The sequence below is a fragment of the Acidilobus sp. 7A genome (assembly GCF_003431325.1).
In the GTDB taxonomy this organism is placed as follows: Archaea; Thermoproteota; Thermoprotei_A; order Sulfolobales; family Acidilobaceae; genus Acidilobus.
This window is the reverse complement of the sequence record NZ_CP010515.1, coordinates 1,441,207-1,465,646: the sequence shown is the minus strand read 5'-3', so window position 1 is coordinate 1,465,646 and position 24,440 is coordinate 1,441,207. Positions and strand designations below refer to the sequence as shown.

The window sequence follows — 24,440 nt, the reverse complement described above, 5'->3', positions numbered from 1 at the left end:
CACGCTGCCGCTCAGTTGATCGCCTAGAACGATATGGTTGTACCCCCTACCTCGCCGCGACCCCTCTCCTGCTCAGTTCCTATTGTGGACCCTATCTCTCTCAGCCTTGTCAATATCGGGTTGAGCTGGCCGTTTTTTGAGTATTCGTCGAGGGTCTTCTTCATGCCTGACGTATGCTCTATGTCAAGCTCGAGAAGATCCTCGAGTATCTTGACGGTCCTCTCCCACACCTCCACCAGGAGGTCCTTGGGTGCGTTAGTGGTTATGAAGGGGTCCTGGAGCCAGTCGTCGAAGGCCTTTATTGTTCTCATCATGTGGCTGAAGGCAAGCCTGGTGTTAACTATGAGTTCGAGCCTGTCCGACTGAGAAACCTTCTTCTCGTTCTCCTTGAACGTCTGAAGCACGCTCTGCTGCATAAGCACCCATCTATCCAGGTTACGCAGGAACTCTGTTAAGTCTTGCCTGGACGACACGTTCTGCACCTGAGTCTGACCTGGGAGGTCCAGGCCTATTATTCTAATGCCCTAAGTTACAGTCGTTAAGGCTGCGCTGACCCTGGGCGGCCTGCAAGGATTAGGCCCCATGTGCATCTTCATGCCTACATGTGGGTACTTATATATGGCACAAAACTATACTTTATAAATCTTCCTCCCTCACATCAAACGATTGGTAACGCGAGATGAAGGGATGGAGCGGCAGGCTGCTGTGGTTAGACGTGACTAGGAGGGAGTCGAAGGTCGTTAACTACCCGGCCGAGTGGGCCCTCATGTACCTGGGCGGCAGGGGGCTGGCTGCCAGGATTATGTGGGAGTACATGAAGCCCGGCGCCGAACCCCTTGGACCTGACAACCTCCTCATATTCGCCATAGGGCCGCTCAGCAGCCTCCCGGGGCCAAGCACGGGAAAGCTACAGGTGGCAGCCAAGAGCCCCCTGACTGGGGGCTATGGAGATGGAAACATAGGCACGCTCTTCTCAAATGAGATGAGGAAGGCGGGACTAGACGCCATAGTCTTCAGTGGCGCCTCGGACAAGCCTGTAATAATTAACATAGAGGGTACCAAGGTCGATTTTGAGAGCGCGGACGACCTGTGGGGCCTCGACACGTGGACAACCGAGGAGAGGCTAAGAAAGCGCTACGGTCGCTTCGCGGGCATAGTGGAGATAGGGCCTGCCGGGGAGAACCTTGTGAAGTTCGCCACCGTGATAAGTCAGGAGGGCAGGAGCGGCGGGAGGCCGGGCATAGGGGCTGTTATGGGCTCAAAGAAGATTAAAGCTGTGGTAATAAGGGGCAGCGAGAAGGCTGACCTCTACGATGACAAGCAGTACAACGTCGAGGCAGCTAAGGCCTTGATAGAGATAAAGAACAGGCCAGGGTATCAGTTCTGGATGCGTCAGGGCACCATGTACACCATAGACTGGGCGCAGGAGACCAGCGTCCTCCCCGCCTATAACTTCGATGAGGGCGTCTTCGAAGGCTTCAAAGGCATAGACGGCTTCACCATGGAGTCCATGAAGGTCGATCAGAGGGGCTGCCCTAACTGCAACATGCAGTGCGGCAACGTGGTCCTTGATAGGGAGGGGGTTAAGAGCGAGCTTGACTATGAGAACGTCGCACTGCTCGGCAGCAACGTTGGAATAGATCACCTCGCTGACGCCGCATACCTAAACAGGATAGGTGACCAGGTGGGCTACGACACCGAGAGCCTTGGAACTACCCTCAGCTGGGCCATAGAGGCGAGCCAGGCCGGCCTCCTGAAGGACTACGACGGCGGACATAAGCTGGAGTGGGGCGACATAAAGACGTTGGCTGACGTCGCCTATCAGATAGCCAGAAGGTCAACCCCGCTGGGGAACCTACTGGCAGAGGCCAGCTCCGGGGCCTGCAGGAAGGTGGGCGGCTGCGATTTCTCAATGGACGTCAAGGGCCTTGGGGTCAGCGCCTACGACTGCCACGCCGCCCCAGGCATGGCCCTAGCGTTCGCCACAAGCCCCATTGGGGCGCATCACAAGGACGCCTGGGTGATAAGCTGGGAGGTCCAGAACGACAGGTTCGCCTACTCAAAGGAGAAAGCAGCCAAGGTAATAGAGCTCCAGAGGATAAGGGGAGGGCTCTTCGAGAGCTTCACCACGTGTAGGCTACCATGGGTAGAGGTGGGCCTCAGCCTCGACCACTATCCGCTGCTCCTGTACTACTCCACGGGCGTCAAGTACAGCTGGGACGACCTCTACGCGCTTGGAGACAGAATTTACGCACTCATGAGGGCCATCTGGATAAGAGAGAAAGGGGGCTGGAGCAGGGACTATGATATGCCGCCCGTGAAGTGGTTCAAGAAGCCTTTAACCAAGGGACCGCTGGCCGGGGCGCACCTAGACTATGACAAGTACAACCAGTTGCTTGACTACTACTATGACCTGAGGGGCTGGGATCACAACGGCGTCCCAACCAGGGAGACCCTGCATAGGCTCGGCCTCGACTACGTCATACCGGAGCTGGAGAAGTACGTAAGGCTGGGTTAGGGCGGCGGGACGTAGAACCAGAGCTTGCCCCTGTGGTAGTCCCTTATCACGGTCCTAGCCGCCTCCTCTATGTTTGGCTCATGGGTGCTCTTGTATATCCACATCCTCCTCATAGCAATCCGCTCCAGTATCTTATAGGGATCGATCTCAAGCACGCCGTAGGCCTCAGCTATGGAGTTTGGGTTGTACCTCAGGGCCCTCTCTATCAGGAGGACTGCCGGCCTCACAGGGTCCCTTAGCTCCTCAGGGCTCCTGCCCCTTATTATCGACTCCAGCTCGTCGCCTTCAACGGGTATTGTGCCTGGAGTGTCAATTACGTAGATGTCCTTAGCGACCCTATATATAGTGTAGCCCTTGGTGTGGCCCCAGCTGCCCGGCACCTTGCTGACGCTGGCGCTCCTATAACCCTTGAACATATTGATTACGCTTGACTTGCCTGTCTTGGGGTACCCAACCACTGAAAATGTCGAGGTTCCGCCTGAGGAGACCTTCAACATTTCAGCCTTAAGGGTCCCCTTGCCATAGCCCCTCAGGCTTGAGACGAGGACAGCCCTTAGGCCGAGCGAATCGAAGTAGTCAAGCCACCTCTTGGCCACGTCCTTCGGTATGAGGTCAACCTTGTTTATAGCTATTATGACCTTCTTTCCGAAGGCCCTGGCTATCCCCTCGGCTCTCAGGCTCCTCGTGCCCAGGGGGTCCCTTGCATCAAGCACCTCTATTACGCCGTCTGACCTCTTTATCACCCTGGCGAGCGTTCTCCAATCTGCGAGCTCCATCTTTTGTCCCCTTTACTCTGCCTCCCTGGCTATTCTCTGTAAGGCTCTAGCTTCACGCGTACATAAGCTCTGTGCTAGTTGTTAGCTGCGCTGCAGGTTCCCTTTAGCACAGGGCCTTATCCTAGTGACCAGATGTCACCTTGGGATGTTCTGTGAGCTCAGGCATCTTAGTTTATAAGCTTTGCTCTCCTAGTAATAGTGGCAAAATATTTAGGGGGTTAGAGGTTTGTCGGAGGCTGATCAGCCTAAGAAGGCCCAGGGGTCCGCTGCCCCTGGGCCTTCCAAGTGCCCCCCTGAGCACATAATATACGACCCTAATACAGGAGCCAGAATATGCCTTGACACAGGCGAGATAATAGAGGAGCAGGTCATAGGCGACGAGGCAGAGTGGAGGGCCTACACTCCTGACGAGAGGGCCAGGAGGACCAGGGTTGGAGGTCCCCTGTCCCTCGCTAAGCCAAACATGGGACTTGACGTTTACCTGGGCAGCTTCCACGAGGGCAGCGGCAAGAGGATAAGGGGCCTGTCGAAGAGAATCGAGAACCTAAGGCTTCAGCGTAGCTTCAAGATGGGGAGGACCCTCAGCGGCATAGAGAAGAACATAAACCAGGCCCTGAAGATCCTAGACGAGATAGCGACCAGGATGGAGCTCTCAGACAGCATCAAGGAGGAGGCCTCCAAGCTGTATAGGGAGGCCACTGAGAAGGGCCTGACGAGGGGAAGAAGTATAGAGAGCGTGGTGGCAGCAACCATCTACGCGGCCTGCCGTAAGCTTAAGATACCGTGCACAATTGATGACATAGTTAAGAACCTGCCGAACAAGAACGCTGACACCAAGAGGGAGGTGGCCCGCTGCTATAGGCTCCTTGTGAGGGACCTGGACGTTGAGATCCCGGTTATAGAACCTGAGCTCTTCATCAGCAGGATAATCAGCACCCTCGGGCTTCCCGACTACGTTACTATAGAGGCCGCCAAGATACTTAGGGAGGCCAGGAGCAAGGGGGTCACAGCCGGCAAGGACCCCAGCGGCCTGGCGGCAGCCGCAGTTTACCTGGCGGCACTCAGGAACGGCCTGAGGAGGACGCAGAAGGAGATAGCCCACGTCGCTGGTGTGACTGAGGTTACCGTGAGGAACAGGTACAAGGAGTTAGTTGGCGACGAGCTCAAGGGTGAGGCACAGTAAACAAGTTAGGCCTTGAGACCTTTCAGGTTCTTTTTTAAGCTTTAACTGTTTACTCCTCCGGCCTAGTCCTCATTATCTTAGGCTTCCCCATTATGAGCCAGTACTCTATCTGGGCGCCCGGCTTAAGCCTCTCAAGCAGCTCTGGGTCATCCTTGGGTTTCTCAACCTCTATCGTGTCGTAGGTCTCCATGTCCATTAGTTGCACCGAGTCCCCCAGGTCTGCAAGTATCTGGCCGTTCCTCTTCTCTATGATTGGCACCTGCACCTGCGTGTCCGTCGGAGCCACTAGGGTCTTCTTGGTGCCAGAGAAGAGGCCTATCGCCACCACGTGAGCCTTGGCGCTCCCGTGCTTCCCTGTCTTAGCCTTAGTTATCTCAACTATCCTGCAGGGCTCGCCATCTATCACTATATAGTTGCCCTTCTTAAGGTCCCCCAGCGTGGCGAACTGAATGCTCATTTACCTTCACCTGTGAAGCTACTGCCGCGACGTCTTAAAAGCGTTCCCTTCTCAAGGGGGCCCTGCAGGAGCCTCATGCAAGCCTTTCAAGTATTATGCTCATGTAGCCCTGGTTCCTGCCCCTCGGCCTTGAGGAGCCCACGTCTGCTGAGGCCAGCCTAAGGGCCTCCCCCATCCTCTGCTTCATAATAAGGTATGCGTCTATAAGCTTGCACGCGTCGTCGCTGTCCGCATAGAGCTCAACCTGCTTGAAGCCCTTATTAAATTCAAGTATTGCCTGAAGCGCGTAGTCCTCAGCCGTGCCGCTTGATGACACGTTAATTCTGCTCCTGCCCTCCAATAGCCATCCCCCATAAGATCTTGAACTACAGGTTTTTAAGCTAAACAGTGAGGCGTCCCTATTAGCCTTTTTGTGCTTGAGTCTAACATATCTGGCGGGCATAACAATCGAGGCTCGCCTCAGGGTCGCGGTAGTTGGGGGCTGCGGCGCTGCCGGTTCAGTGATGGTAGCGGCGCTGAGGCTTGGGGGCGCCGAAGTTGACATAATCGACAGAGGCACCAGGGGCTGTGAAACCAGGGAGCTCCTGGTAAAGGGGCTCTGGAGGGGCCCTGTCAAGGTCTGCGGCTGGGACTCCGTGAGGGGACCTTACGACGTCGCTATGCTGTTCACGAAGTCCTATGACGCCAGTGGCGCGCTTGAGGGGGCACTAAGGCTTGAGCCAAGGCTCCTAGTGTCGCCCCACAACGGCCTTGGCGCCCTCGAGCTCCTTGAGGGCAGGGTGGGCAGCAGGGCAGCTGGCATGGTACTCTACTATGGCAGTACTAGGACGTCCAAGTGTTCGTCTATTTACACTGGGGGTAGGAGAGTCGTCATTGGGTGCAGGACAGGGTGCGACCCTGAGCTGCTGTCACAGCTATCAACTATAATAAAGGCTGGCGGCCTCGACGCTGAGGTCGTAAACCCCAAGGATTTTGACTCAGAGCGGTGGTTGAAGCTCGCAGTTAACAGCGCCATAAACCCTGTCACGGCACTATCGTGGGATAAGAACGGTGTCATTGCTAAAGACCTGCCGGCTGCCCAGCTGGCGGGTGACCTAGCTAGGGAGACGGGGCTCGTCGCAGAGGGGCTCGGCATAGAGCTGGCCGAGGACCCCGTGGAAGCCACCATGAGGACCGCAAGGGAAACCGCTGAGAACTGCAGCTCGACAGTCCAGGACCTAGCGGCTGGGAGGGATACGGAGCTCAGGTACATAAACTTGGCCGTGTGGGAGGAGTCCCTTAAGACTGCGTCACGTGCCGTAATTAACCTTACAGCCTACAGAGCTGTCGAGGTGGCCTCACGGTGGCTGAGAGGGAGAAGGTCACCGTGCGCAAGGTAGTTGGAATGAAGGGGAAGAAGCCAATAGTGGCGATAACAGCCTATGACTACCCAACTGCTAAGATCGTTGATGAGGCTGGCGTTGACATTATATTAGTTGGCGACTCGCTCTCGATGGTCATGCTTGGCAACCCATCAACCCTTCAGGTCGACATGCATGACATGCTGAGGCACACCGCGGCTGTGGCAAGGGCGCAGCCAAGGGCCCTCTTAGTGGCAGACATGCCGTTCCTGAGCTATGAGGCCAGCGTCACTGAGGCTGTCAAGAATGCGGGCGAGTTCCTTAGAGTGGGGGCCGACGCCGTTAAGTTGGAGGGCGGCTCAGACTACGTTGACGTTGTGAAGGCTATGGGCAGGGCAGGGATACCGGTCATGGGGCACGTGGGCCTCACGCCGCAGAAGCACAAGCTGCTCGGGGGCTACAGGCTCATGGGCAAGTCGGCGGGCGAGGCCAGGTCTATCATAGATGACGCCCAGGCAATAGCTGAGGCTGGGGCCTTCTCCATAGTTATAGAGTACACGGCCTCTGAGGTCGCTGCTGAGATAACTAAGAGGGTGAGCGTGCCAACCATATGTATAGGCTCAGGGCCAGCATGTGACGGTCAGATCCTTGTAATCCATGATGTACTTGGCCTCTCCGACGCCTCACCGCCCTTCGCTAAACGCTACGTTGACCTAAGGTCCATAATGCTGAGCGCTGTGAAGGCATATAAGAGCGAGGTTGAGGAGGGCAAGTTCCCTCAGGATGGCATGTACTGGCACATGAAGGAGGGGGAGCACGAGAGGTTGGCTGAGCTGCTCAAGGGAAAGTCGGTCACTTCAGCCTGAGGTTGACTTCGCTCAGCTTCCTGTAGAGCTCGTCCCTGAGCGCCAGCACAAACTTCGCCGGGTCCTGAGAGCCCAACTCTATCAAGTCAAGGCCCTCCTCCAAGCGCCTGCTGGCCTCCTCGTCTAGCAGTGTGCTAAACGGCGAGCTGCTCAACAGCTTGTAGACCTCTATACCAAGGCGCGTCGGTATGAGGAACCTCAGCCTCTTGGTCTCAATCACGTAGCCGTGCCTTATGTTAGCCTCTATCACTTTCGCATATGTGCTGGGCCTGCCTATGTTCTTCTTCTTCATCAGCATCACAACGTCGCCACTCCTGTAGGGCTGCACCAGGCTCCCCTTGAACATAACCACGTTGCTCAACGGCACCTCATACTCCTTGCCTGCCTCCCTTTGAACCCAGCCCTCTACCTTCGGCTTCGTTATAGCAGTGTAGCCATCCTTGACGATTGAGGTCACCACCTCAAGGCTCTGGGAGAGCTTCCCGAGCCTCAGGGTCACGGAGGCCTTCTCAAGGGTGGCCGGCACCATCTGACTCGCCAAGAACCTCTCAAATATCAGCTGGTATAGCCTGTAGTGGGCTCCAGAGAGGGCCATGGGGACCCTCAGGGAGCCATCAAGTATCGCCCTCTCAACCTCCTCTGCGCTTAACGGCCTCGTGGGCCTTATGGCCTCGTGCGCCCCGCCCGTGCCCCAGCTCCTGGGCTTGAAGTAGCTGCCAAGTCCATGAGACTCCAGGTACTGCCTGGCCACCTGCATGCCGGCCTCTGATATTCTTGTTGAGTCAGTTCTGTGGTACGTTATGAGGCCTGAATAGAAGAGGTCCTGGGCAAGCTTCATAGTGAGCTCTGCCGAGTACCCAAGCTTTGCTGAGGCGTCAAATATCATCTCATCAGTGGTGTAGGGTGGCATTGGGTTTGAGTCCTCCTGCCACACTCTCTCGGTGATGGCAGCTGCAACGTTGAGCTTTGATGCCTCCTCGGCGTCCTCAGACGACTTAGTGTAGAAAATTACAGGCGTGCCAGACGGCAGGAGCGCTCTGACCTTATAGCCCATGACATCCTTATACTCGTTATACCTGCTTATAATCCACCCCAGCACGGGCGTCTGAACCCTGCCGGCCCCGAGCCAGTTCTTGTTCATAACAAGCCACAGGTACTGGCTTGTCGTAAAGCCTATCCACCTGTCATCTATCCTCCTGGCTATCTGTGCGTTAACTAGGTTGATGGCTATGTTGCCTGGGTGCCTCAGGGCCTCCATGAAGGCGCCTGGCGTGACCTCGTGGAAGGCGCTTCTGTATATGCTCTGGTTGTAGGGCCTCATTGTCAGGTAGAGGTCCCAGGCTATCTTCTCACCCTCCCTGTCAGGGTCAGTCATTATTATGACCCTATCGACCTGCGTGGCCAGCTTCCTAAGCGTGTCAGCCACGCCCTTTGAGTCAATTATTGCGGTGGAGCCACACCTTGGGCACCTGTCAACGTCCTCCGTGAACTGGTAGCCGCAGCTCAGGCACCTCTTAATTGTAGCGTAGAGAGGCTCTATGTGCTCGTTGAACCTGACTCCAAATATACTGTTGTTCTCTGTGCTGCCCTCGACCACAAGGTCGTAGATGTGGCCCTTAGAGGCCGTTATCATTATGAGGTGCACAGTGCTTGTCTCCTGGTCAACCACCGTGGTCTCATAAATGTTGACCCTTCCCTCAGACCTCCTGGCAGGCCTGCCCCAGAAGTTAGCTATAGTCTTCGCTTTTGTTGGAGACTCCACAACTATGAGCTCCGTGACTATGTTAACGGTCTTTCTGTTGCCGGTCTCCTTTCTGCTCTCCTCAATATCATGCATGACCTCGTCCAGCTTAAGCGAGCTGAACTCCACAAACGAGGCCTGGCTCATCCACCTGAGCCTGTCCTGCATAGCATCGATTAGATCCTTAATGCTATCAATGACCACCGAGAGACCCTTCGTCATGGCACCGCGGAACAGCCTGCTTGTCCTCCCGCTGGCCTGAAGATAGGACGGTGCGTCAGGTGAGTACAGCCACACCTTGTCACCCTCCCTCCTGAGCACCATCGTGCCTATCCTAAGCACCTGGCCGTCCTCACTCAGCATGCCCGAGAGCGCCTGGGCTGCCTTGGCTGAGGCCTCAAGCACTAGCTCCTTCAGCTCCTCAAGCCTCCCCCTGGCCTCCAGTTGCCCCCTTATTGCAGCTGCCACTACGTTACTGTCAACGTTATAGCTCTTCAAGAGGCCCTCAAGCTTCTCCCTGTACCCCTTGAAGCTCTGGTCCCTCTCCTCAAGGAAGAGGAGGGCCCTCAGGAGCCTCCTGGGCGAGAGCAGGGCTGTGCCAAGCTCAACCCTGATGGCTGGAGTGCCGAGGAATACCGCGTACCTTATCACCTCAGGCAGATCTAAGCCCCTGACGAGAGTCCCATACCTGCTCGCTACGCCTATCGCGACGTCGGCCTCGCCCGAGGCGAGCTTCTCAACGGCCCTCCGCGAGTTCGTAAGCGCCTGTACGGCTCTTACGTTAGATTCGCTTAACCTTGCAACGAGCTCCTTAACGTAGGCCTTCCCGAGGGCCTGAGAGACGAATATGATGCCTCCCTTGCCCAGCTTCCTGACAACCTCTACAGCAGTGCCAACAACGTTCGACGTTACTATATAGCTGTCAATCACATTCCTGAGGTAATCAGTGCCCCCTCCCACCTCAAAGCCCAGGAGCTCCCTGAAGATCAGGTGTTTGATGCCCTTCGGCCTGCCCGTAGCAGAGGCTATCACCAGCTGGCCCTTGTGCCCCTCGAGGACCTTCTCTGTTATCTTGAGTGTGAGCGAGCTTATGTCACCCTGCAGCTGCTTAATTCTCTCCTCGCCCCTACCTGAGGCCTCAAGGGCTGCCAGCTCCAGCCTCTCCTGGACCACCTTCAAGGCGGTCTGGATGGTCTCCTCGTCAAACCCTATGAGCATCAGGGCCCTGTCTATGTTCTTGCTGTTTCTCAGAAGACTGTCGACGTCGTCAACTACCATTATGTCGAATGGTGCCGAGGCCTTCAATACGTCAAAGTTCCTAGTCATAAATCCTGGAGTTATGACAGTCACCGAAAACTTCCCGCCCTTTATTCTCTCCAGCATCTCGTCCCTCTGGCCCTTCGGCATGCTGCTGTAGTAGAATACCACCCCATCCCCTAGCATCAAGGACAGCCTCTCGGCTGTCTGAACGACTAGGTTCTCCGTTGGAACTATGTAGATGACCTTCTGCCCCCTCTTGGATGACATGAAGGCGGCGTATGCCATCAGGAGAGTTGTCTTGCCTACCCCAGTGGGGGCTACTATGGAGAAGCTCTCATTCGAGAGGAGTCTCCTAGCCCAGCTCCTCTGCGCGCTCGAGAGCTTGAAGCCGTACTTCTCCTCAAAGAACTTCGAGAACTCCCTGAAGTCCCTCTCCATTATGTAGAGGAAGTTGTACCCCTTGAGGTTCCCCCTTCTTGAGAGCTCCAGGCCTATCTCTATCACATCATTAGTGTTGATCTCCGTAGGGAGACACTCCTTGCAGGGGAGGCCCTTCTCAAGTCTGTCAGCTGTTATTTCCCTTCCGCAGTTAGGACACATTCTTTCATATACTGGCAGCAGGGTTGGCACAGCTTCTCCCATATATTACCATGTTAACTGGTTTCTAGGGAGCTAGGGTATTAAGGGTTTCCAGGTTCAACTTCTGTGAAGTTTCTGCCGGTCAACCAGGCCTTCGTCTCCTGTTCAGGGAGGCCGACGCAGGCTGAGGGCTCAGGAGGGTCAAGGCCAGCGCGAGACCTAAGGCCACGGATTGTGACGTTAAGTTAACTTTGCCGACAAGGGCCTAGAGGTCCTCGATGGTCGACCCATTAGCCTGCTCCTTGGCCTGCCAAATAGCGCTGAGCGACTTAAAAGAGAAGCCCGCCTGCAGCTGATCGTTAACCAAGAGGCTCACGGGTTCATCAGCTGTGGGATCCCTTAAGATCACCATAATCGCTGACTTAGAGACGAGGGAGTCCAAGTATATGCCGTTGACGCCGTCCCAAACCTTAACGCCCGGTATCTGCGGCACCTGCAGTGATGTGAGCCCTGCGAGGACTCTGACCTCAGTCACGTAGGTTAAGAGAGAGCTGAGGAGCTTGCTAAGCTGCTCCGTGCTTGTAAGTACATAAGCTACCGTTACATAAACCGTGGTAGAGCCCTTGAAGTAATCAACGGCCGCACTTATCATGTTAAGGAATCCCTTCACAATGGTCGCTGAGCGCTGCGACGGCTTCTCATACTTCTCCAGCATCTTAACGGCGTTCTCAATCTCCTTTACCTTCCTTCTCATGTCCTCCTCAACTTTAACTATGCTCATGGCAGCAAGGGACTGAGGGCTCACCGCCTTGTACCAGCCGTTGGGCTCCCTGTACACCATGCCCTTGGACTCGAGCACCCTTACGATGTCGTATATCCTTGGAAGGGGCACGCCGCTCATGACACTGGCCTCCTTAGGATCCTTGGCCCCCTGGAGCAGCGCTATGTAAAGCTTGGCCTCATAGAGCGTTAGGTCAAGCGCCTTCCTCAGCGCCTCTGTCACCGCGTCCTCGCCGGCCAAGTTGACCCCTCTCAACTAACAGTAAAGTAAACGGGGAAGGCTATATTTAGGAGGCGTCAGCCTTTAGGCGAGAGACCTAGTCAAACTGACCTCCTCCCCGCCCTGAAGGGTGAGGCTTTCGGCTGTAACATCAAAGTAACCTTGCCTTAGCGGCCCCTTTCGCCCTTTTCGCTCGGTCAAAAAGCCACAACAGAGCTTATTGTTATCAAATAAAATTAATAAATGTAAGATAAGGGGACGCCAGCCTTCACTTTGAGGCTCCGGCTGTGGCGCTCCCCTGCTGCGTTGTTGACGTTGGAGCGCCCTCCACTGAGGGCAGCTCCGGGAACTCCTGCTTCATCCTCTGCTCCGCCACTATGCTGGCCTCCTTCAGTATCTTCTGCGCCTCGTCGGTCACGAACTCGTTGTCGAACATCGGCACGGCGCCGCTGGTGTACTGAGTCACGGCGGTCTGCAGCTCCTCGTCTATATCCATGAGGTCAGTGAACACATCTGGCATGGTGCCCCTGAGGTACCCTGCAACCTGCTTCAGGGCCACTATGGCTGGCGCGAGGTCAGCGTTGACGTCGCCCATTATCAGGGTCGTGTCGAGCCTAAGCTTCACCTTCTCCAGCGCATACCTGACGGTCATTATTACCTTTGTCATCCTCCTGACCTCGGCGACCTCGTTGGCATACATGGCGGCCCTGCTCCTGTCGCCCTCAGTCAGGCTGTTTACTACTTTCTCGAATAGCTGCCTGTCGTAGGCCTGCAGCTTGCTGAGTGTGTAGTCAAGCTTGTTCATCTGCGCGGCTACCCTGTAGCTGGCAAGCATGATCTGCCTCTTAAGAGGCGGGGGCGGGGACACGAAGTTCTTGACCTTCTCGGCTATCGTCTCCCTCTTGGGTTCCTCGTTCCACCTCTTGGACCAGCTCTCTATGCCGCTCACGATCTATCACCGACCTTCTTGTCCAACAGCCCAATTGACCACATGGACTTAAAGGGGGACAGACGGCATTAAGCGGGCTTCCACGTTTTATATACAGGGTTGCTAGACCTCCTTGGTGCTGCGAATGCCCTCGCCTAAGGTCGACGAGGTCTCAAAGTTCATAGGTTCTCAGGTCTTTGATGACTTTAACAGGAGCCTTGGAACGCTGATAGCCGTCGAGAGCGACATAGACGGCAGGATCACCTCAATAATAGTAAAGCCCGAGGACCTGCCGCTCCAGGTGATAGAGGGGGAGAGAGTAAAGGTCAGTGACGACAAGGTCTACGTGACGTCCGAGTGGAAGTTTGAGGTACTTCAGATCATAGAGGAGCTTGACAGAGCCTACAAGAGGAGGAAGGCCCTTGAGTCTATAAACAGCAGAAATGATCTGCCAGCACTTGTCGTTGAGCCCATGAAGAGGAAGCTGGAGGATGACATAAAGGCTCTCAAGCTCAAGGCCGACGAGGTGAGGAAGAGGGTCGAGGCCAGGATAGGCGAGATAGACGACGAGAGCCTTAAGCTCGCCAGGGCCGTTGCTACCATAGGCATCTCCTACTTCAGCGGCGAGGTCGGCGAGAGGGCCTACACGCAGAGCATGAATCACCTGAGGAAGCTGCAGGAGAGCCTAAGCGAGGAGAAGAAAGCGGCCAAGGACCTCGTAGACAAGCTCGACAAGGTGGTGCAGCTGGCCAGCGAGGGCGAGGTCCAGAAGGCGCCCGTCCAGCAGACGGCGTCGACTACCCCAGCCCCGCAGAGCGCGCCCAGCGGGCAGCAACAAACCATGGTCGTGAAGATAGAGGCCTGAACGCCTTAGTTCTCTTTACCAGCTCAGCGAATGCCTTAATTCCTCTCTAACAAGTTAAGAGTTCCTGGCGCGGGGGTGCCCGAGCCTGGCCAAAGGGGACGGGCCTAAGACCCGTTGGCGTAGGCCTGCGTGGGTTCGAAGCCCACCCCCCGCACCAGCTGCTTAACACAGTAGCGAGCCCTCACGCAGCAAGGGATCTAAGGGGCGGAGCCCCGTGATGCGGACCCTGATGAAAGGGGCCCTGAGGGCCACGAGGCCAAGGCGGAGGGCCCGATAGCATTTACCGAGCCCTGTGAAACCTGAACACCTATAACCTCACTCGTCCTCGTTCCTGCTCTTCTTCTTGTACTCGCCGCTGATGACGTCTCTGATGAACTCTGTGAGTCCCCTGAAGAGTATCATCGCACCCGCCAGACCCACTGCAAAGGCCAGAACCTCTATTGGCAGGCTCATATACTTCATTCCCAGCGCTGTTATGACGTATGTCAAGCCCATCATTATAAAGCCGACGATCAAGAACCTAAAGTAAACTTTCAGGAGAGCCACCCCTCAATAGAGGAAACAGGCCACATAGTGATCAGGCTCCACCATCTTAAGCTGAGGTTCCTCATTCTTGCACCTGTCCATGACGAAGGGGCACCTCGGGTGGAACCTGCAACCGCTCTTAGGCACCACGAGCTCCAGCTCCTTCACGTTAACCTTAATAATCTGATCCCTGAGGCTCGGGTCGAGCTTAGGGTAGGCCTGAAGGAGGGCCTGTGTATATGGGTGAAGCGGGTTCTCAACAACCTTCTTCGTGGGCCCGAGCTCCACTATCTTACCAAGGTACATTATCGCTATCCTGTGCGCTATGACCTTCGCTACCGGCAGCTCGTGGGTTATGAAGAGTATAGATATGCCCCTCTCGCCGTTTATTCTCCTCAGGTCCTCAACTATCAGTCCCTTAAGGGACGCGTCGAGCATTGTGACGGGCTCGTCTGCGACCAGGTACTCAGGGTTAAGCATGAGAGCCCTGGCTATGGCCACCCTCTGCCTCTGGCCGCCGCTGAGCTGGAAGACGAAGTTGCTAAGCAGGTCGTGCGGGAGCCCGACCTCGTCAAAGGCCTTATATATTATCTCCCTGGCCTCAGCTGGATCCTTCACCCCGGCGTAGTACAGGGGTTGCCTGAGCGCGTCGTAGACCCTCATATATGGATCTATTGACGAGAACGGGTCCTGGTAGACCATCTGAAGCTTCCTCCTGAGCTCCTTCGTGATCCTCTTTGGAGTTATCTCGTGTGACCTGCTGCTGCTGTCATAGTATATGACCTGTCCAGAGGTAGGCTGCTGGAGCCCTATCGTGGTGCGTCCAAGCGTTGTCTTGCCGCTGCCGCTCTCACCCACGAGACCCAGTATCTCGCCCCTGCGTATCTGTATGCTCACACCGTCAACTGCCTTGACGTAGCTCTTCTTTGTCATGAGGCCGCCTTTCTGGAAGTAAACCTTCAGGTCCCGCGTCTCGATAAGGACTTCCCCCGCCACACCCCATCACCCCTGGTAAAGCCAACACGCCACCTTGTTGCTCCCAACAACCCTGAGCTTCGGCTCCTCCTTCTTGCATATGTCCATGACGAAGGGGCACCTCGGGTGGAACCTGCAACCCGGCGGCAAGTTGGCCAGATCTGGCATCGAGCCCGGTATGCCCTTAATGTAGTCCTTTCTTATGTCAGCCACGGCCTCCATTAGGAGCTGCGTGTACGGGTGCTTGGCGTTCTTCACTATGTTCTCGATGGTTGCCTCCTCAACTATCTCGCCTGCGTACATTACGTATATCCTATCGGCCAGCATTGACATGAGGGCCAGGTCATGAGTTATGAAGAGTATAGATAAGCCCAGCTCCTTCTTAAGCTGCTTCAGAAGGTTTATTATATGAGTTTGTGTTATGACGTCTAAGGCCGTTGTAGGCTCGTCGGCCAGCAGAAGCTTCGGATTGAGCGCGAGTGCCATGGCTATGAATGCCCTCTGCTTCTGCCCGCCGCTCAGCTCGTGAGGGTACCTGTCAGCTATTGAGGGGTCTAGGTTAACCATCTTCATAAGCTCGTTGACGCGCTGGTCGGGGTCGCCACTGTAGTTGTGAACTTCAAGAACCTCCTTGATCTGGTCCCTTATCTTGAAGACTGGCGTGAAGCCATTCATTGAGCCCTGGAACACCATGGCTATCCTCTTCCACCTGTACTCGGAGTTGAAGACCTTCTCAGGGATGTGAAGAATCTCCTTGCCCTCAAAGTATATGTTGCCCCCCTCTATAAAACCTGGGGGCACTATGAGTCTCATTATACCGAGGGCCAACGTGCTCTTGCCGCTGCCGCTCTCGCCAGCAACACCTACGATCTCGCCCTCGTCTATCTCAACGTCAACGCCGTCCACAGCTTTAACGTTGCCTCTAGGCATGTGAAAGTATATTTTGAGGTTCTCCACTTTAAGCAACGGCATTTTATCTCCCTTCGGGGCCTCTGACTCTGTCAAAAGCTGCATTTAAATTACTATAGCTGGAATCGTCTCTCATACTATAAACTCCGTGTCCGAATGTTTTAAGTTAGCGTGTTTAAGGTGAGCAGAGAATATCTCCTAATCCCATATCGAAATATTCTAATACAAAATTGTATACCTTTAAATAAGAGTATTTAGTGTGGAAGCTTACTCTAAAAGCCTTACGACATCTGTGTAGGATATGCCCTTAAGGTCCTCCAGCGTGTAGGCATAGCGTATCTTGGTGAACTGCGACCTGAAAGCCTTAACCTCCTCCCTCACCTTCAGGGGGTCCTCGCCCTTTATAACTACCCTCTCTATGAAGTCCGCTATCTGCTCCATCTCCCGCTCCTTCATGCCAAACCTGGTCATCTCCTGGACGCCTATCCTAAGCCCGCTCGGGTTCTTCACGGCATCCGGTGGGTCGTGCGGCAGAAGGTTCTTGTTAAGTATTATGTTGGCGTCCTCGAGCTCCTTGGCCACCTTGGCGCCACCGCCCTGCTTCGAGACGTCTACGAGGACCTGGTGGCTCATAGTGTAGCCCATGTGCTCGCCCAGCACGGCGAAGCCCCTTTCAGCCAGGGCCTCTGCGAGCCTCTTCGCGTTCCTTATTATCTGCTCAGCGTAGTCATGTCCAAACTCCTTCATCTCAAGGGCAACAACTGCCGTGGCTGGTATCCTGTGAAGGTGATGGCTGCTCACAAACCAGGGGAATATAGTCTTACCCACCTCCTTGTAGAGGGCCTCATCGGAGAAGGCTATCACGCCGCCCTGTGGCCCTGGGAACGTCTTGTGTGTTGAGGCGGTGACCGCGTCAGCCCCATGCTTCAGTGGGTTTTCCCAGGCCTTTCCTACTATGAGGCCGAGCACGTGGGCCGCGTCATATATGAGCTTCCCATTGACTGAGTGCACAGCATCCGCTATTTCCTTGACAGGGTGTGGGAACAGGTAGACGCTCCCGCCTAGCACAGCGAACTTCGGCTTGACCTGTTCTATAACCTTGACAGCCCTATCTATGTCAACGTTCATTTTCTCCTCGTCATAGGGAAGCTCTACCTGGTTAATTCCAAGCGCGCCCAGGGTGCCGAACTTTGTGTGGCTCACGTGGGCCCCTGCCTGCACTGGAGCTATAACTGCCTGCTCGCCGGGTTGGGCGAGCACCCTGAAGACTGCCGCGTTAGCTATGGTGCCGCTCACAGGTCTAAGGTCTACCATCTCTGTCTCCATCAGGTCCCCCATGAGCTTGTCGGCCAGCACCTCCAGCTCGTCTATGTATTTAGTTCCCTGGTAGTGTCTCTTGAACGGCTTTCCCTCAGCGTACCTGTGCATGAAGTCGTTTATGTAGACAGTCATCGCTGCTGGGCTCATGACGTTCTCGCTGGCTATCAGATTTATAGTCTCCTTTAGCCTCCACTGGTTCTGGGTGTTCGTCAACTCAAAGATCTTAATAAAGGACTCCCTATCTATCAAGTCTGTCACTCCCTGTAGCTGTTCTTGAGCGAGTTATTATTCCTGACGCGCTAAGACGTTAAAGATGCTATGTTGCGCCTAAGGTCCCCCGGAGAAACGCCTTCCGCCATAAGCCGCGCGTTCAGAAAAGGTTACTAGTTGAGCGTAAGATCACTCCCTAACTTATTGTACACTCACCTTACAGACAGCATAAGTATACGCACTTAACCGAGCTCCTATAGTTAAATAGAGGACTACTACAAATACTTCAATAAGTCACCATGTGTGGAGGCGGATTACAGAGCCTAATGCAATAAATATAACCCCATAGCCAGTATTCCGGTTGGAGTAAAGGGCTTCCGGTGCCCCGGGTGTGTTTAAAATGCTTAGCCTGGTGGTCAACGAAACCCCATGGGATGATGTCATAGCTGAGAGGGCTGCTTTCAGCGCTGCCGAGATATTGAGGAGGGAGTATTCGCTTATGATCTTAGTTGAGATAAATAGCGACTTAGCCAACCTTGGCAGCAGCCGCGATGGACCATCGATAGTAATTGGGGCGAGGGAGATAAAGGTTGACCAGTTAAAGCCTTATGAGAGTTTGGTCAACGAGATCGTAGAGGCGGCGCTTGAGAACGCCGCCACTAACGGCATTGAGAGCCTCAGGGAGCCTTCAACGGTTTACATCCAGCAGCCCACGATAGCCGCATAAAGCGTTGAGGAGCTATTATGTACAAAAGGACTTCTAAACACCATTATCGCGGGCCCTGTTGGGACTAGCTTGTCTGAGCGTTCCCGCCCTTGTCGGCTGGCGCTCCCTCGGAGCCGCTACTCCTAGTCTCCTTAATTACAATGCGCGTCCTGAGCGGTATCTTTGCGGAAGCCCTCCTGAGGGCCTCCTTTATCTTGTCAAGGTCTGAGGCCTTACCGTAAACCTCTATTATAACGCTGCCGGGCTCCACTACAGCGGCGGTACCTATAGGAGTCCCAAAGGAGAGTCTCATGCCATCCTGGAGCCTGTCCGCTCCGGCGAACGCCATCATCTTGTTCTCCCTTATCACCTGATGCGGGTAGGTCTTAACCACCATGAAGTAGTTAGGATCACCAGCCGTCACCGAGAGGTACTTTGAGGCCATCAGTCTAGCTGCCTCTAGCGCGTTTGAGCGCATCTGGCCCCTCTCAAGTGATATAAGCTGAACCCTCACCTCATAGTTGCTCCGTATGGCTGGGGTCCCAGCCGTGAACTTGGAAATCTTAGGCTGCGGGGCCCCGTGGATGTACTCCTTCCTAGTGTAAGGCTGGCTTGTCACATGCGAGTAGCAGCGGCCAGGTCTCATGGGCATAGGCTTCTCCCCTGGATAGCCGCACGTAAGGCCCTTAAATATTTAGCTCAGAGAGCTAGTCCGGGGGTTCACATGAACTCTGAGGACATCATAGGCTTCCTAAACGGAGCCCTCCCGCGGAAGGCTAGAGAGATAGACGAAAGGAACATAGCTGACGAGGAGCTCATCAAGGAGTTAGCCTCTAGGGGGGCCTTCAACGCGCTTTCCCTGGGGCCCCGGGCCGTCTACAGCATCGTCAAGGAGGCCTCCAAGTGGAGCCCAGCCGTGGCCCACATAATAATGTCTTCCTCAGCCGCGGCCTTTAGGCTTAAGCAGGAGGGTCACGTCTACTCCATTTGCATCACTGAGCCCGGAGGGGGCACTGACATAAAGGCCAACTTAAAGACGGTCGCCGAGGAGAGGGGAAATGAGGCGCTGATAACCGGCGAGAAGGTCTTCGCCAGCAACGCCGCATATGCTGATAGGTTCCTAGTCCTTGCAAATGGGCCCAGCGGGCCAACACTTTACCTTGTGGAGAGGGACCCGAGCGTTGAAGTTGAGGTTCAGGATCTCTACACCTTCAGGGGCGCTGGGGTCTCAAAGGTTGTATTCAAGGGGTCGCGCGGCGTTAGAGTTGGAACGCCGGGCAAGGGTGTACGGGAGGCCCTGGAGACCGTCAACTATGAGAGGCTCGGGTACGGCATGATAGGCCTCGGAATAAAGGAAGGGGCTCTTGAGGAGGCAGCCCCCAAGGCCCTTAGGAAGGTCATCTTTGGAAAGGAGCTCGGAGAATTCCAAGGGATAAGGTGGACCCTGGCAGACCTCGAGATAAAGTCAAGGGCTCTTGACGCCCTCATAAGCGAGGCTATAGCTAAGGCTGAGGGCGGCCTGCCCGATCCTTACGACGCTGCCATGGCGAAGCTTCTCGGCGCTGAGGTGGCCCAGAGAGCCACGTGGGTCGCCGTCCAGATCATGGGAGGGTCCGGCTTCAACAAGGGCTCCAGGCTTGAGTGGCTGGCCAGGGACGCTAGGATGCTCGACATTGGCGCAGGGGCCAGGGAAGCCCTGCTAGACTTCGTGGGTGACATGGCCGTAAAGAAGTACAGGGGGGCCTCTACGTCTTAATATTTAAAAGAGAAAAATTAATAAGTTTCGTTTGATAGGTGCTAAGCGGGACCTGAGGTGGAAGGTAAGACCTTTAAGTATTTGAAGGCCCTAATACAGTGCGCCTCAGTCCCTGACCCTGAGGTCTCGGCACAGATAATAGAGGCGCTGCTGGAGCGCAAGGAGATAAGCGTAAGGGATCTCACGAAGGAGCTTAACGTGAGCTACCCGCTGGTCCTGAGGGTGATCAACGACCTCACTGGGCTGGGGATCGTGAGCACAAGCAAGCTAAAGATAGAGGGAAGGGGCAGGCCAAGGAAGCTGGTGAGGCTCAACACGGCGAAGCTTATGAACATGCTTGATGAGTGCAGAAAGTACTTTGACGAAGTTGAAAAGTACATAGAGCCTAAGATTAAGGAGCTAGAGAGCCCGCAACCTACCGCGCAACAGAGCTGAGGGCATCAGCAAAGTCCTCTATTACCTTACCCGGCTCCTTTGCCTTCATCACGGCGCTGGCCAGCAGCACCCCGCTGGCCCCAAGCTCTACGGCGCGCGTCACGTCCTCCCTATACGTTATGCCGGCACCCGCGAGGACCGGTATGTCAGCCACTGCCCTGACAGCTTTAACACCGTCAGTTATGACCTCAGGCTTAGCCTTTGAAACAGACACTCCTGTGCCTATAAGCTCTGGCGGCTCTATGGCAATGAACGTCGGCCTCAGGAACGCCAGCCCTGAGGCCTCTCCAGGGGTGTCGGCGCAGGCCATGGTCTCTAGGCCGTCCTTCGACGCAGCCTCTATTACCTTAGCGACGTCCCTGTAGACAATCTTGTGCTCGCTGTGGTTTACCAGGACTCCCTTGGCTCCGCTGAACTTAACAGCGCTAACTGGCAGGTAGCCTGTGTAGGCCCCAAAGTCGAGGGGGTCTGCGTGCTCTACGTATATATCCTCGTAGACAGGTAAAACCTTTGAAATTGTGACACCCGGCACTATAAGTATTATCCTGACGTTGTTGTGCCTTGACGAGGCCCTTGAGGCTTCTCTGGCTATCTCAACGGCCCTCTCATTAAAGGCCGTGTCGTAGGCCTTGAAGTTTATGGCAAAGACTAGCCTAGCCATACGCCCTCACATGCCCTCAGAGGGCCGCCCGCTAAAAGAGGCTTGATGCGATCGAAGTAGAAAGGTTAGGCCTTAGGGCCTGGAAAGTCCTGCAGCTTAAAGCTCCTCATGCTTTATTACCGGCTTATAGCCAAGGTCGAAGGGCCTGAACCTGCCCTCAAGCCTCTTAAGCACGTCGGGCAACGTGGTGTACTCCATCTCGTCAGGGCCGAGCCTGTGAGGCATGAAAGGCCCATGTCTTCTCATGTACTCGGCTACTAACGAGGCCTCCCTCCTGGCCTCGTCAAAGGCTATGTCGTCAAACAGGTCAACGGGCCCGATAAGCCTCCCCTCCTTTATGTTAAAACCAAGTCCAAGAACCCTCGGTGGGCCATCGAACCTGGTCATCTTGGCGTCCTTAAGGCCTACGGGCATCAAGGGCCCAAAGTGGCTCCCGCGCATCCAGCCTGCCACTAGGTGAGGGAATGAGAAGGCCTCAAGCGCCTCGCCTAGGGCTGGGAAGCCCGACTGAAGTCTAACTGCCATTACTGGGTCGTCCTTACCTATGTACTTACCCGCTATCAGGTTAAGTCTCTCCGAGCTCACTACAGCTGCTGGCTCCCCATCCCTCCTGTGGATGTACTTTATGACGTACCTGGAGGTGGTCCCTATGAGGGCCAGGAGGTCATAAAGCTCCCCCGGCACAGCTAGGTCTACGGCCTTGCCCTCATACAGGTCGAGCACCGTGAAGACAAAGCCGTCATGCATCCTGGGGTCTATGACGAGACCCACGGTGTTAAATGGGTCTGCAAAGATCTTATAGAGCGGCAGGTTAAACGCGCTGGGCTCCGTCTTGTCAGCCATGAATATGGCCACGGGCTCTGATGGCCTCTCCGCAAACTCCATCTCAGCGACGCCAGGCCCAAGTCCTCTCACGTTGCCGCTGAAAGTATCGCTCAGGAGGTCCTGGCCGGCCGCGTAGAGGCCAAGCTCCTTGGCCACCTTTGTTGCCTCCTTAAAGGCGTCCCAGGCAAGCTCATGGATCTGCGGGCTGTTAGGGCCCTTGGAGTGAGTCATTATTAGCTGTATGTCATCGCCCACGGCAGTCACATAGAAGTCTGTTATAATGCCCTTCTTCTTACCCTCAGCAAGGACCCTCGAGGCCGCCAGAAGCGTGTCCGGGTGGGCCTTGTGGTGACCAGCTATGCTACCTATGTCTGCCTTTATAACGCTAAGGGTGGTCCTCGCGCCCCCTGACATAGGACTTCCCAGAGAGCAGGGGGACTGGGCTTTATTTATCTTTCCGTTTCTGAAACATGAAGCGCAGCCAAGTAGCTTAGGCGCCTTAGCTTAAGGTTAGAAGCTTCTCATTACCAAGGCACTGATTTGAGGCCCAGCATGTAGGCCGCCCAGTTGGTGAGGCGATGTAGCGCGTAGATTATTATAGCCCATATCAGCTCAGCGTATATTGAGAAGCTGATACCAGCTATATAGAGAAATATGAGGGCAAAGATGTAAAAGCCCAGCTGGTCAAGTACGGGCGCCTCCGCTCCTCTCTCAAGGCCTACCCTTCTCTTAAGGAAGGATCCAAAGAGATCGCCGCAGAGCGCGCCTACGGAGGCCAGGGACGCGAACGCTATGTGCACTGCGCCCAGGAATGGCCATTCAACTATGCCCACAAAGGTACCAGCTGTGATCCCCGCGAGAAGGCCTCCCCAGGTCTTGCCGTCGCCGAAGACTCTCCTTCCGTCAGGCATCCTCTTCCCAAAGTCGATTGGTGGAGGCCCATGTAGTATAACAGGGGTGCCGTTAGCCACCATGGCTGGCGCTATGTAAATGAACAGCACCAGGAGCGACTCTGCTAGGCCACCCATCTAATACCCTCCTTCTCGAGCTCAAATATCAGAGAGTTAAGGTAGGGCTTGATAAAAGTTAGCGTGACGCATGGTCCCCTCTTACACATTACCCTTGTAGTATATGCTATTGCATCAGCCCAGGGCAGAACCCACTTCCCAAGGGACATCTCATACTCCCCTTCTTGCACCTCGGAGACCTGGCCGACGGCAAAGCCCCCGACTTGCCTCAGGACGGCTGATATAAAGGAAAGCGCCCTCAGAGGATAACCGCCTGTGAGGGACCTGAAGGGCCAGTTTATCGAGTCTATTATTATACTGGCGCCCTCCGAAGCGGCCCTGACCACCTCGTTTACTAGCTGATCGGCAGCAAGAATAATAACGTACGGGACACACGTAACGACGTTTCTAGCGTATGAGAGCGTGCCTGGCTCTGTCGCCATAACCCTTACGCTGCGGCCTTGTGACATAATGTACTTGGCTACCTCAAACGCTAGGCGGGTCTTGCCTGTCCCGAAGGGGCCGTAAACTACCATAAACTTCTGCTCGTCAATAAGCTTAGAGATGAACTGAGGAAGTGGTGAGACCGGCTCGCATGAGGCCACGGGCCTCAGTCTCCGCCCTCCTCTGTTACCACCACTCCCCCTGCCTCCTTGACCTTCTCAACTGCTTTCTCAGAGGCGTGGGGCACCAAAACCTTAACCTTATTGGTTATCTTGCCGCTGCCCAGGAGTCTGTCGTAGCCAAGCGCCTTGAGGTCCACAACGACTAGGCCTTCCTCTACCTTGGCCTCGCCCTTGGACACCATGAGTGACGCGAGGCTGTCGAGCTCCTCCAGGTCTATAGACTTCGGCTCCTCCCTGCTGTTGGGGTTCTTGAAGCCCCTACTGCCAAACCAGTCGGGGGCGTACTTCAGCATCCAGCTCTTCTTGTGCTTCCCTATGCCCGCGGCGCCCCTCCCGCCCTTCTTCCCAGTCTTCCTGTGCTGCCCTATGCGGCCCCAGCCCATGGAGCGGGTCCTGCCCCTCAGCTTCCTGACCTTCTTCCTTGACCTAGGTATCGTCCAGGTCATAGGCCTCAGCCCCTCAGACGCTGGCAGGAGGAATTAAAAACTTAAGAGCCTTAGAACATCCTGAGGACCAGCTCGTTTATCTCCTTGCCGCGGTAGCCCAGCTCGCCCTGCGGGTAAAGCCTCTTGACGGACCTCTTGAAGCCGCCGCTGGGCGGGTGGAGCCTGAAGAACGGCTTGACACCGAAGCCAGTAAGCTTATAGTACTCTATCTCATTATTAGCTACTTTCTCAGCGAGCTCCCTCAAGCTACCCAGCTTCAGCTTCTCCTTGACCCACTCGTCAGTTATCGGCCTCTCCCCGACAAGCCTCCCCCTTCTGCCTATCAGCTCGGCTAGGACGTCGACGCTGGCCTCGCCCCAAGTTATGGTGTTCTGTGCCTTCCTCAACATGCCATCTATGCCGCGCATGTCCTCAGGGTAAACAACTGCCGTGAAGATCCTCCTCAGCCTTAGCTCTTCCAGGGTGGCCCTGACGTCCGGCCTCTGGTCTGGCTCGCCCCTTATCCTTATAATAAGGTACGCCATTT

The 24,440-nt window shown here is 55.3% G+C and carries 26 protein-coding genes and 1 tRNA gene; 9 read left to right on the top strand and 18 right to left on the bottom strand.

What is annotated here, in order from left to right; all coding sequences use genetic code 11:
• Positions 1-23 precede the first annotated feature (23 nt).
• Positions 24-473: a DUF2153 family protein gene (locus SE86_RS07500; RefSeq protein WP_117355210.1), complete on the bottom strand. Its 450-nt coding sequence runs from the start codon at positions 471-473 to the stop codon at positions 24-26.
• Between the two features lie 206 nt (positions 474-679).
• Between SE86_RS07500 and SE86_RS07495 the strand changes: the two genes are divergently transcribed.
• On the top strand, positions 680-2,518 hold the full coding sequence (locus SE86_RS07495) for an aldehyde ferredoxin oxidoreductase family protein (protein WP_117354929.1): 1,839 nt from the start codon (positions 680-682) through the stop codon (positions 2,516-2,518).
• Here the strand turns inward: SE86_RS07495 and SE86_RS07490 are convergent.
• A complete protein-coding gene (locus tag SE86_RS07490) occupies positions 2,515-3,294 on the bottom strand; it encodes a GTPase (RefSeq protein WP_117354928.1) in 780 nt (259 codons plus the stop codon). The genes SE86_RS07495 and SE86_RS07490 overlap by 4 nt on opposite strands.
• A gap of 226 nt (positions 3,295-3,520) precedes the next feature.
• Between SE86_RS07490 and tfb the strand changes: the two genes are divergently transcribed.
• The gene (tfb, locus tag SE86_RS07485; protein WP_117354927.1) at positions 3,521-4,477 is read left to right on the top strand and encodes a transcription initiation factor IIB; all 957 of its coding nucleotides are present in this window, start codon (positions 3,521-3,523) and stop codon (positions 4,475-4,477) included.
• Between the two features lie 49 nt (positions 4,478-4,526).
• On the opposite strand, the gene SE86_RS07480 is transcribed toward tfb, so the two are convergent.
• Both SE86_RS07480 and SE86_RS07475 read right to left on the bottom strand, forming a co-directional pair.
• On the bottom strand, positions 4,527-4,934 hold the full coding sequence (locus SE86_RS07480; protein WP_117354926.1) for a translation initiation factor IF-5A: 408 nt from the start codon (positions 4,932-4,934) through the stop codon (positions 4,527-4,529).
• 73 nt (positions 4,935-5,007) lie between these two features.
• Entirely contained in the window at positions 5,008-5,274 is a 267-nt protein-coding gene (locus tag SE86_RS07475; RefSeq protein WP_117354925.1) for a ribonuclease P subunit p25 family protein, read from the bottom strand.
• 76 nt (positions 5,275-5,350) lie between these two features.
• On the opposite strand from SE86_RS07475, the gene SE86_RS07470 reads away from it, so the two are divergent.
• Positions 5,351-6,313 (top strand): ketopantoate reductase C-terminal domain-containing protein, encoded by a 963-nt coding sequence (locus tag SE86_RS07470; RefSeq protein WP_117354924.1) that lies wholly within the window; start codon positions 5,351-5,353, stop codon positions 6,311-6,313.
• The gene (gene panB, locus SE86_RS07465) at positions 6,277-7,140 is read left to right on the top strand and encodes a 3-methyl-2-oxobutanoate hydroxymethyltransferase (RefSeq protein ID WP_117354923.1); all 864 of its coding nucleotides are present in this window, start codon (positions 6,277-6,279) and stop codon (positions 7,138-7,140) included. The genes SE86_RS07470 and panB overlap by 37 nt, the downstream gene beginning before the upstream one ends.
• On the opposite strand, the gene rgy is transcribed toward panB, so the two are convergent.
• The 3 genes from rgy to SE86_RS07450 all read right to left on the bottom strand — a co-directional run bounded on the left by rgy (position 7,127) and on the right by SE86_RS07450 (position 12,669).
• Complete coding sequence (gene rgy, locus SE86_RS07460) at positions 7,127-10,771, bottom strand: reverse gyrase (protein ID WP_211096572.1); 3,645 nt, start codon at positions 10,769-10,771, stop codon at positions 7,127-7,129. The two genes, panB and rgy, sit on opposite strands and share 14 nt — an antisense overlap.
• A 214-nt stretch (positions 10,772-10,985) precedes the next feature.
• Positions 10,986-11,741, bottom strand: coding sequence for a helix-turn-helix domain-containing protein (locus tag SE86_RS07455; RefSeq protein WP_158543157.1), 756 nt, complete (start codon positions 11,739-11,741; stop codon positions 10,986-10,988).
• Between the two features lie 247 nt (positions 11,742-11,988).
• Complete coding sequence (locus tag SE86_RS07450) at positions 11,989-12,669, bottom strand: Snf7 family protein (RefSeq protein ID WP_023428455.1); 681 nt, start codon at positions 12,667-12,669, stop codon at positions 11,989-11,991.
• Between the two features lie 124 nt (positions 12,670-12,793).
• On the opposite strand from SE86_RS07450, the gene SE86_RS07445 reads away from it, so the two are divergent.
• A complete protein-coding gene (locus tag SE86_RS07445; RefSeq protein ID WP_117354920.1) occupies positions 12,794-13,513 on the top strand; it encodes a CdvA-like protein in 720 nt (239 codons plus the stop codon).
• A gap of 69 nt (positions 13,514-13,582) precedes the next feature.
• Positions 13,583-13,670, top strand: a tRNA-Leu gene (locus SE86_RS07440).
• A gap of 158 nt (positions 13,671-13,828) precedes the next feature.
• Here SE86_RS07440 and SE86_RS07435 read toward each other — a convergent pair.
• From SE86_RS07435 to glyA, 4 genes are all read right to left on the bottom strand, one after another.
• Positions 13,829-14,002, bottom strand: coding sequence for a hypothetical protein (locus SE86_RS07435; protein ID WP_158543156.1), 174 nt, complete (start codon positions 14,000-14,002; stop codon positions 13,829-13,831).
• 60 nt (positions 14,003-14,062) lie between these two features.
• Positions 14,063-15,034, bottom strand: coding sequence for an ABC transporter ATP-binding protein (locus tag SE86_RS07430; RefSeq protein WP_211096571.1), 972 nt, complete (start codon positions 15,032-15,034; stop codon positions 14,063-14,065).
• Between the two features lie 6 nt (positions 15,035-15,040).
• A complete protein-coding gene (locus SE86_RS07425) occupies positions 15,041-15,985 on the bottom strand; it encodes an ABC transporter ATP-binding protein (RefSeq protein WP_117355208.1) in 945 nt (314 codons plus the stop codon).
• A gap of 204 nt (positions 15,986-16,189) precedes the next feature.
• Complete coding sequence (gene glyA / locus SE86_RS07420) at positions 16,190-17,491, bottom strand: serine hydroxymethyltransferase (RefSeq protein ID WP_117354918.1); 1,302 nt, start codon at positions 17,489-17,491, stop codon at positions 16,190-16,192.
• A 361-nt stretch (positions 17,492-17,852) separates the two neighbouring features.
• Between glyA and SE86_RS07415 the strand changes: the two genes are divergently transcribed.
• On the top strand, positions 17,853-18,179 hold the full coding sequence (locus tag SE86_RS07415; RefSeq protein ID WP_117354917.1) for a hypothetical protein: 327 nt from the start codon (positions 17,853-17,855) through the stop codon (positions 18,177-18,179).
• 64 nt (positions 18,180-18,243) lie between these two features.
• On the opposite strand, the gene SE86_RS07410 is transcribed toward SE86_RS07415, so the two are convergent.
• Positions 18,244-18,810 carry a 50S ribosomal protein L16 gene (locus SE86_RS07410; RefSeq protein WP_117354916.1) on the bottom strand — a complete coding sequence of 189 codons (567 nt, stop codon included), beginning with the start codon at positions 18,808-18,810 and terminating at the stop codon, positions 18,244-18,246.
• Positions 18,811-18,882: 72 nt separating this feature from the next.
• Here SE86_RS07410 and SE86_RS07405 point away from each other — a divergent pair, with 72 nt between their 5' ends.
• Positions 18,883-19,914 (top strand): acyl-CoA dehydrogenase, encoded by a 1,032-nt coding sequence (locus tag SE86_RS07405; protein ID WP_117354915.1) that lies wholly within the window; start codon positions 18,883-18,885, stop codon positions 19,912-19,914.
• An 81-nt stretch (positions 19,915-19,995) separates the two neighbouring features.
• Positions 19,996-20,349: an HTH domain-containing protein gene (locus SE86_RS07400; protein ID WP_117354914.1), complete on the top strand. Its 354-nt coding sequence runs from the start codon at positions 19,996-19,998 to the stop codon at positions 20,347-20,349.
• Here SE86_RS07400 and SE86_RS07395 read toward each other — a convergent pair.
• The 6 genes from SE86_RS07395 to SE86_RS07370 form a co-directional block, all read right to left on the bottom strand.
• Positions 20,330-21,010, bottom strand: coding sequence for a triose-phosphate isomerase (locus tag SE86_RS07395; RefSeq protein WP_117354913.1), 681 nt, complete (start codon positions 21,008-21,010; stop codon positions 20,330-20,332). The genes SE86_RS07400 and SE86_RS07395 overlap by 20 nt on opposite strands.
• Positions 21,011-21,106: 96 nt before the next feature.
• Positions 21,107-22,249, bottom strand: a complete 1,143-nt coding sequence (fbp, locus tag SE86_RS07390) for a fructose-1,6-bisphosphate aldolase/phosphatase (RefSeq protein ID WP_117354912.1) — start codon at positions 22,247-22,249, stop codon at positions 21,107-21,109.
• A gap of 110 nt (positions 22,250-22,359) precedes the next feature.
• A complete protein-coding gene (locus tag SE86_RS07385; RefSeq protein WP_117354911.1) occupies positions 22,360-22,863 on the bottom strand; it encodes a CDP-2,3-bis-(O-geranylgeranyl)-sn-glycerol synthase in 504 nt (167 codons plus the stop codon).
• Positions 22,851-23,447: a PhoH family protein gene (locus tag SE86_RS07380; protein ID WP_117354910.1), complete on the bottom strand. Its 597-nt coding sequence runs from the start codon at positions 23,445-23,447 to the stop codon at positions 22,851-22,853. Before SE86_RS07380 ends, SE86_RS07385 begins: the two co-directional genes overlap by 13 nt.
• 5 nt (positions 23,448-23,452) lie before the next feature.
• A complete protein-coding gene (locus SE86_RS07375) occupies positions 23,453-23,914 on the bottom strand; it encodes an uL15 family ribosomal protein (RefSeq protein ID WP_117354909.1) in 462 nt (153 codons plus the stop codon).
• Between the two features lie 50 nt (positions 23,915-23,964).
• A complete protein-coding gene (locus tag SE86_RS07370; protein ID WP_174221350.1) occupies positions 23,965-24,438 on the bottom strand; it encodes a 50S ribosomal protein L30 in 474 nt (157 codons plus the stop codon).
• Between the last annotated feature and the right edge of the window lie 2 nt (positions 24,439-24,440).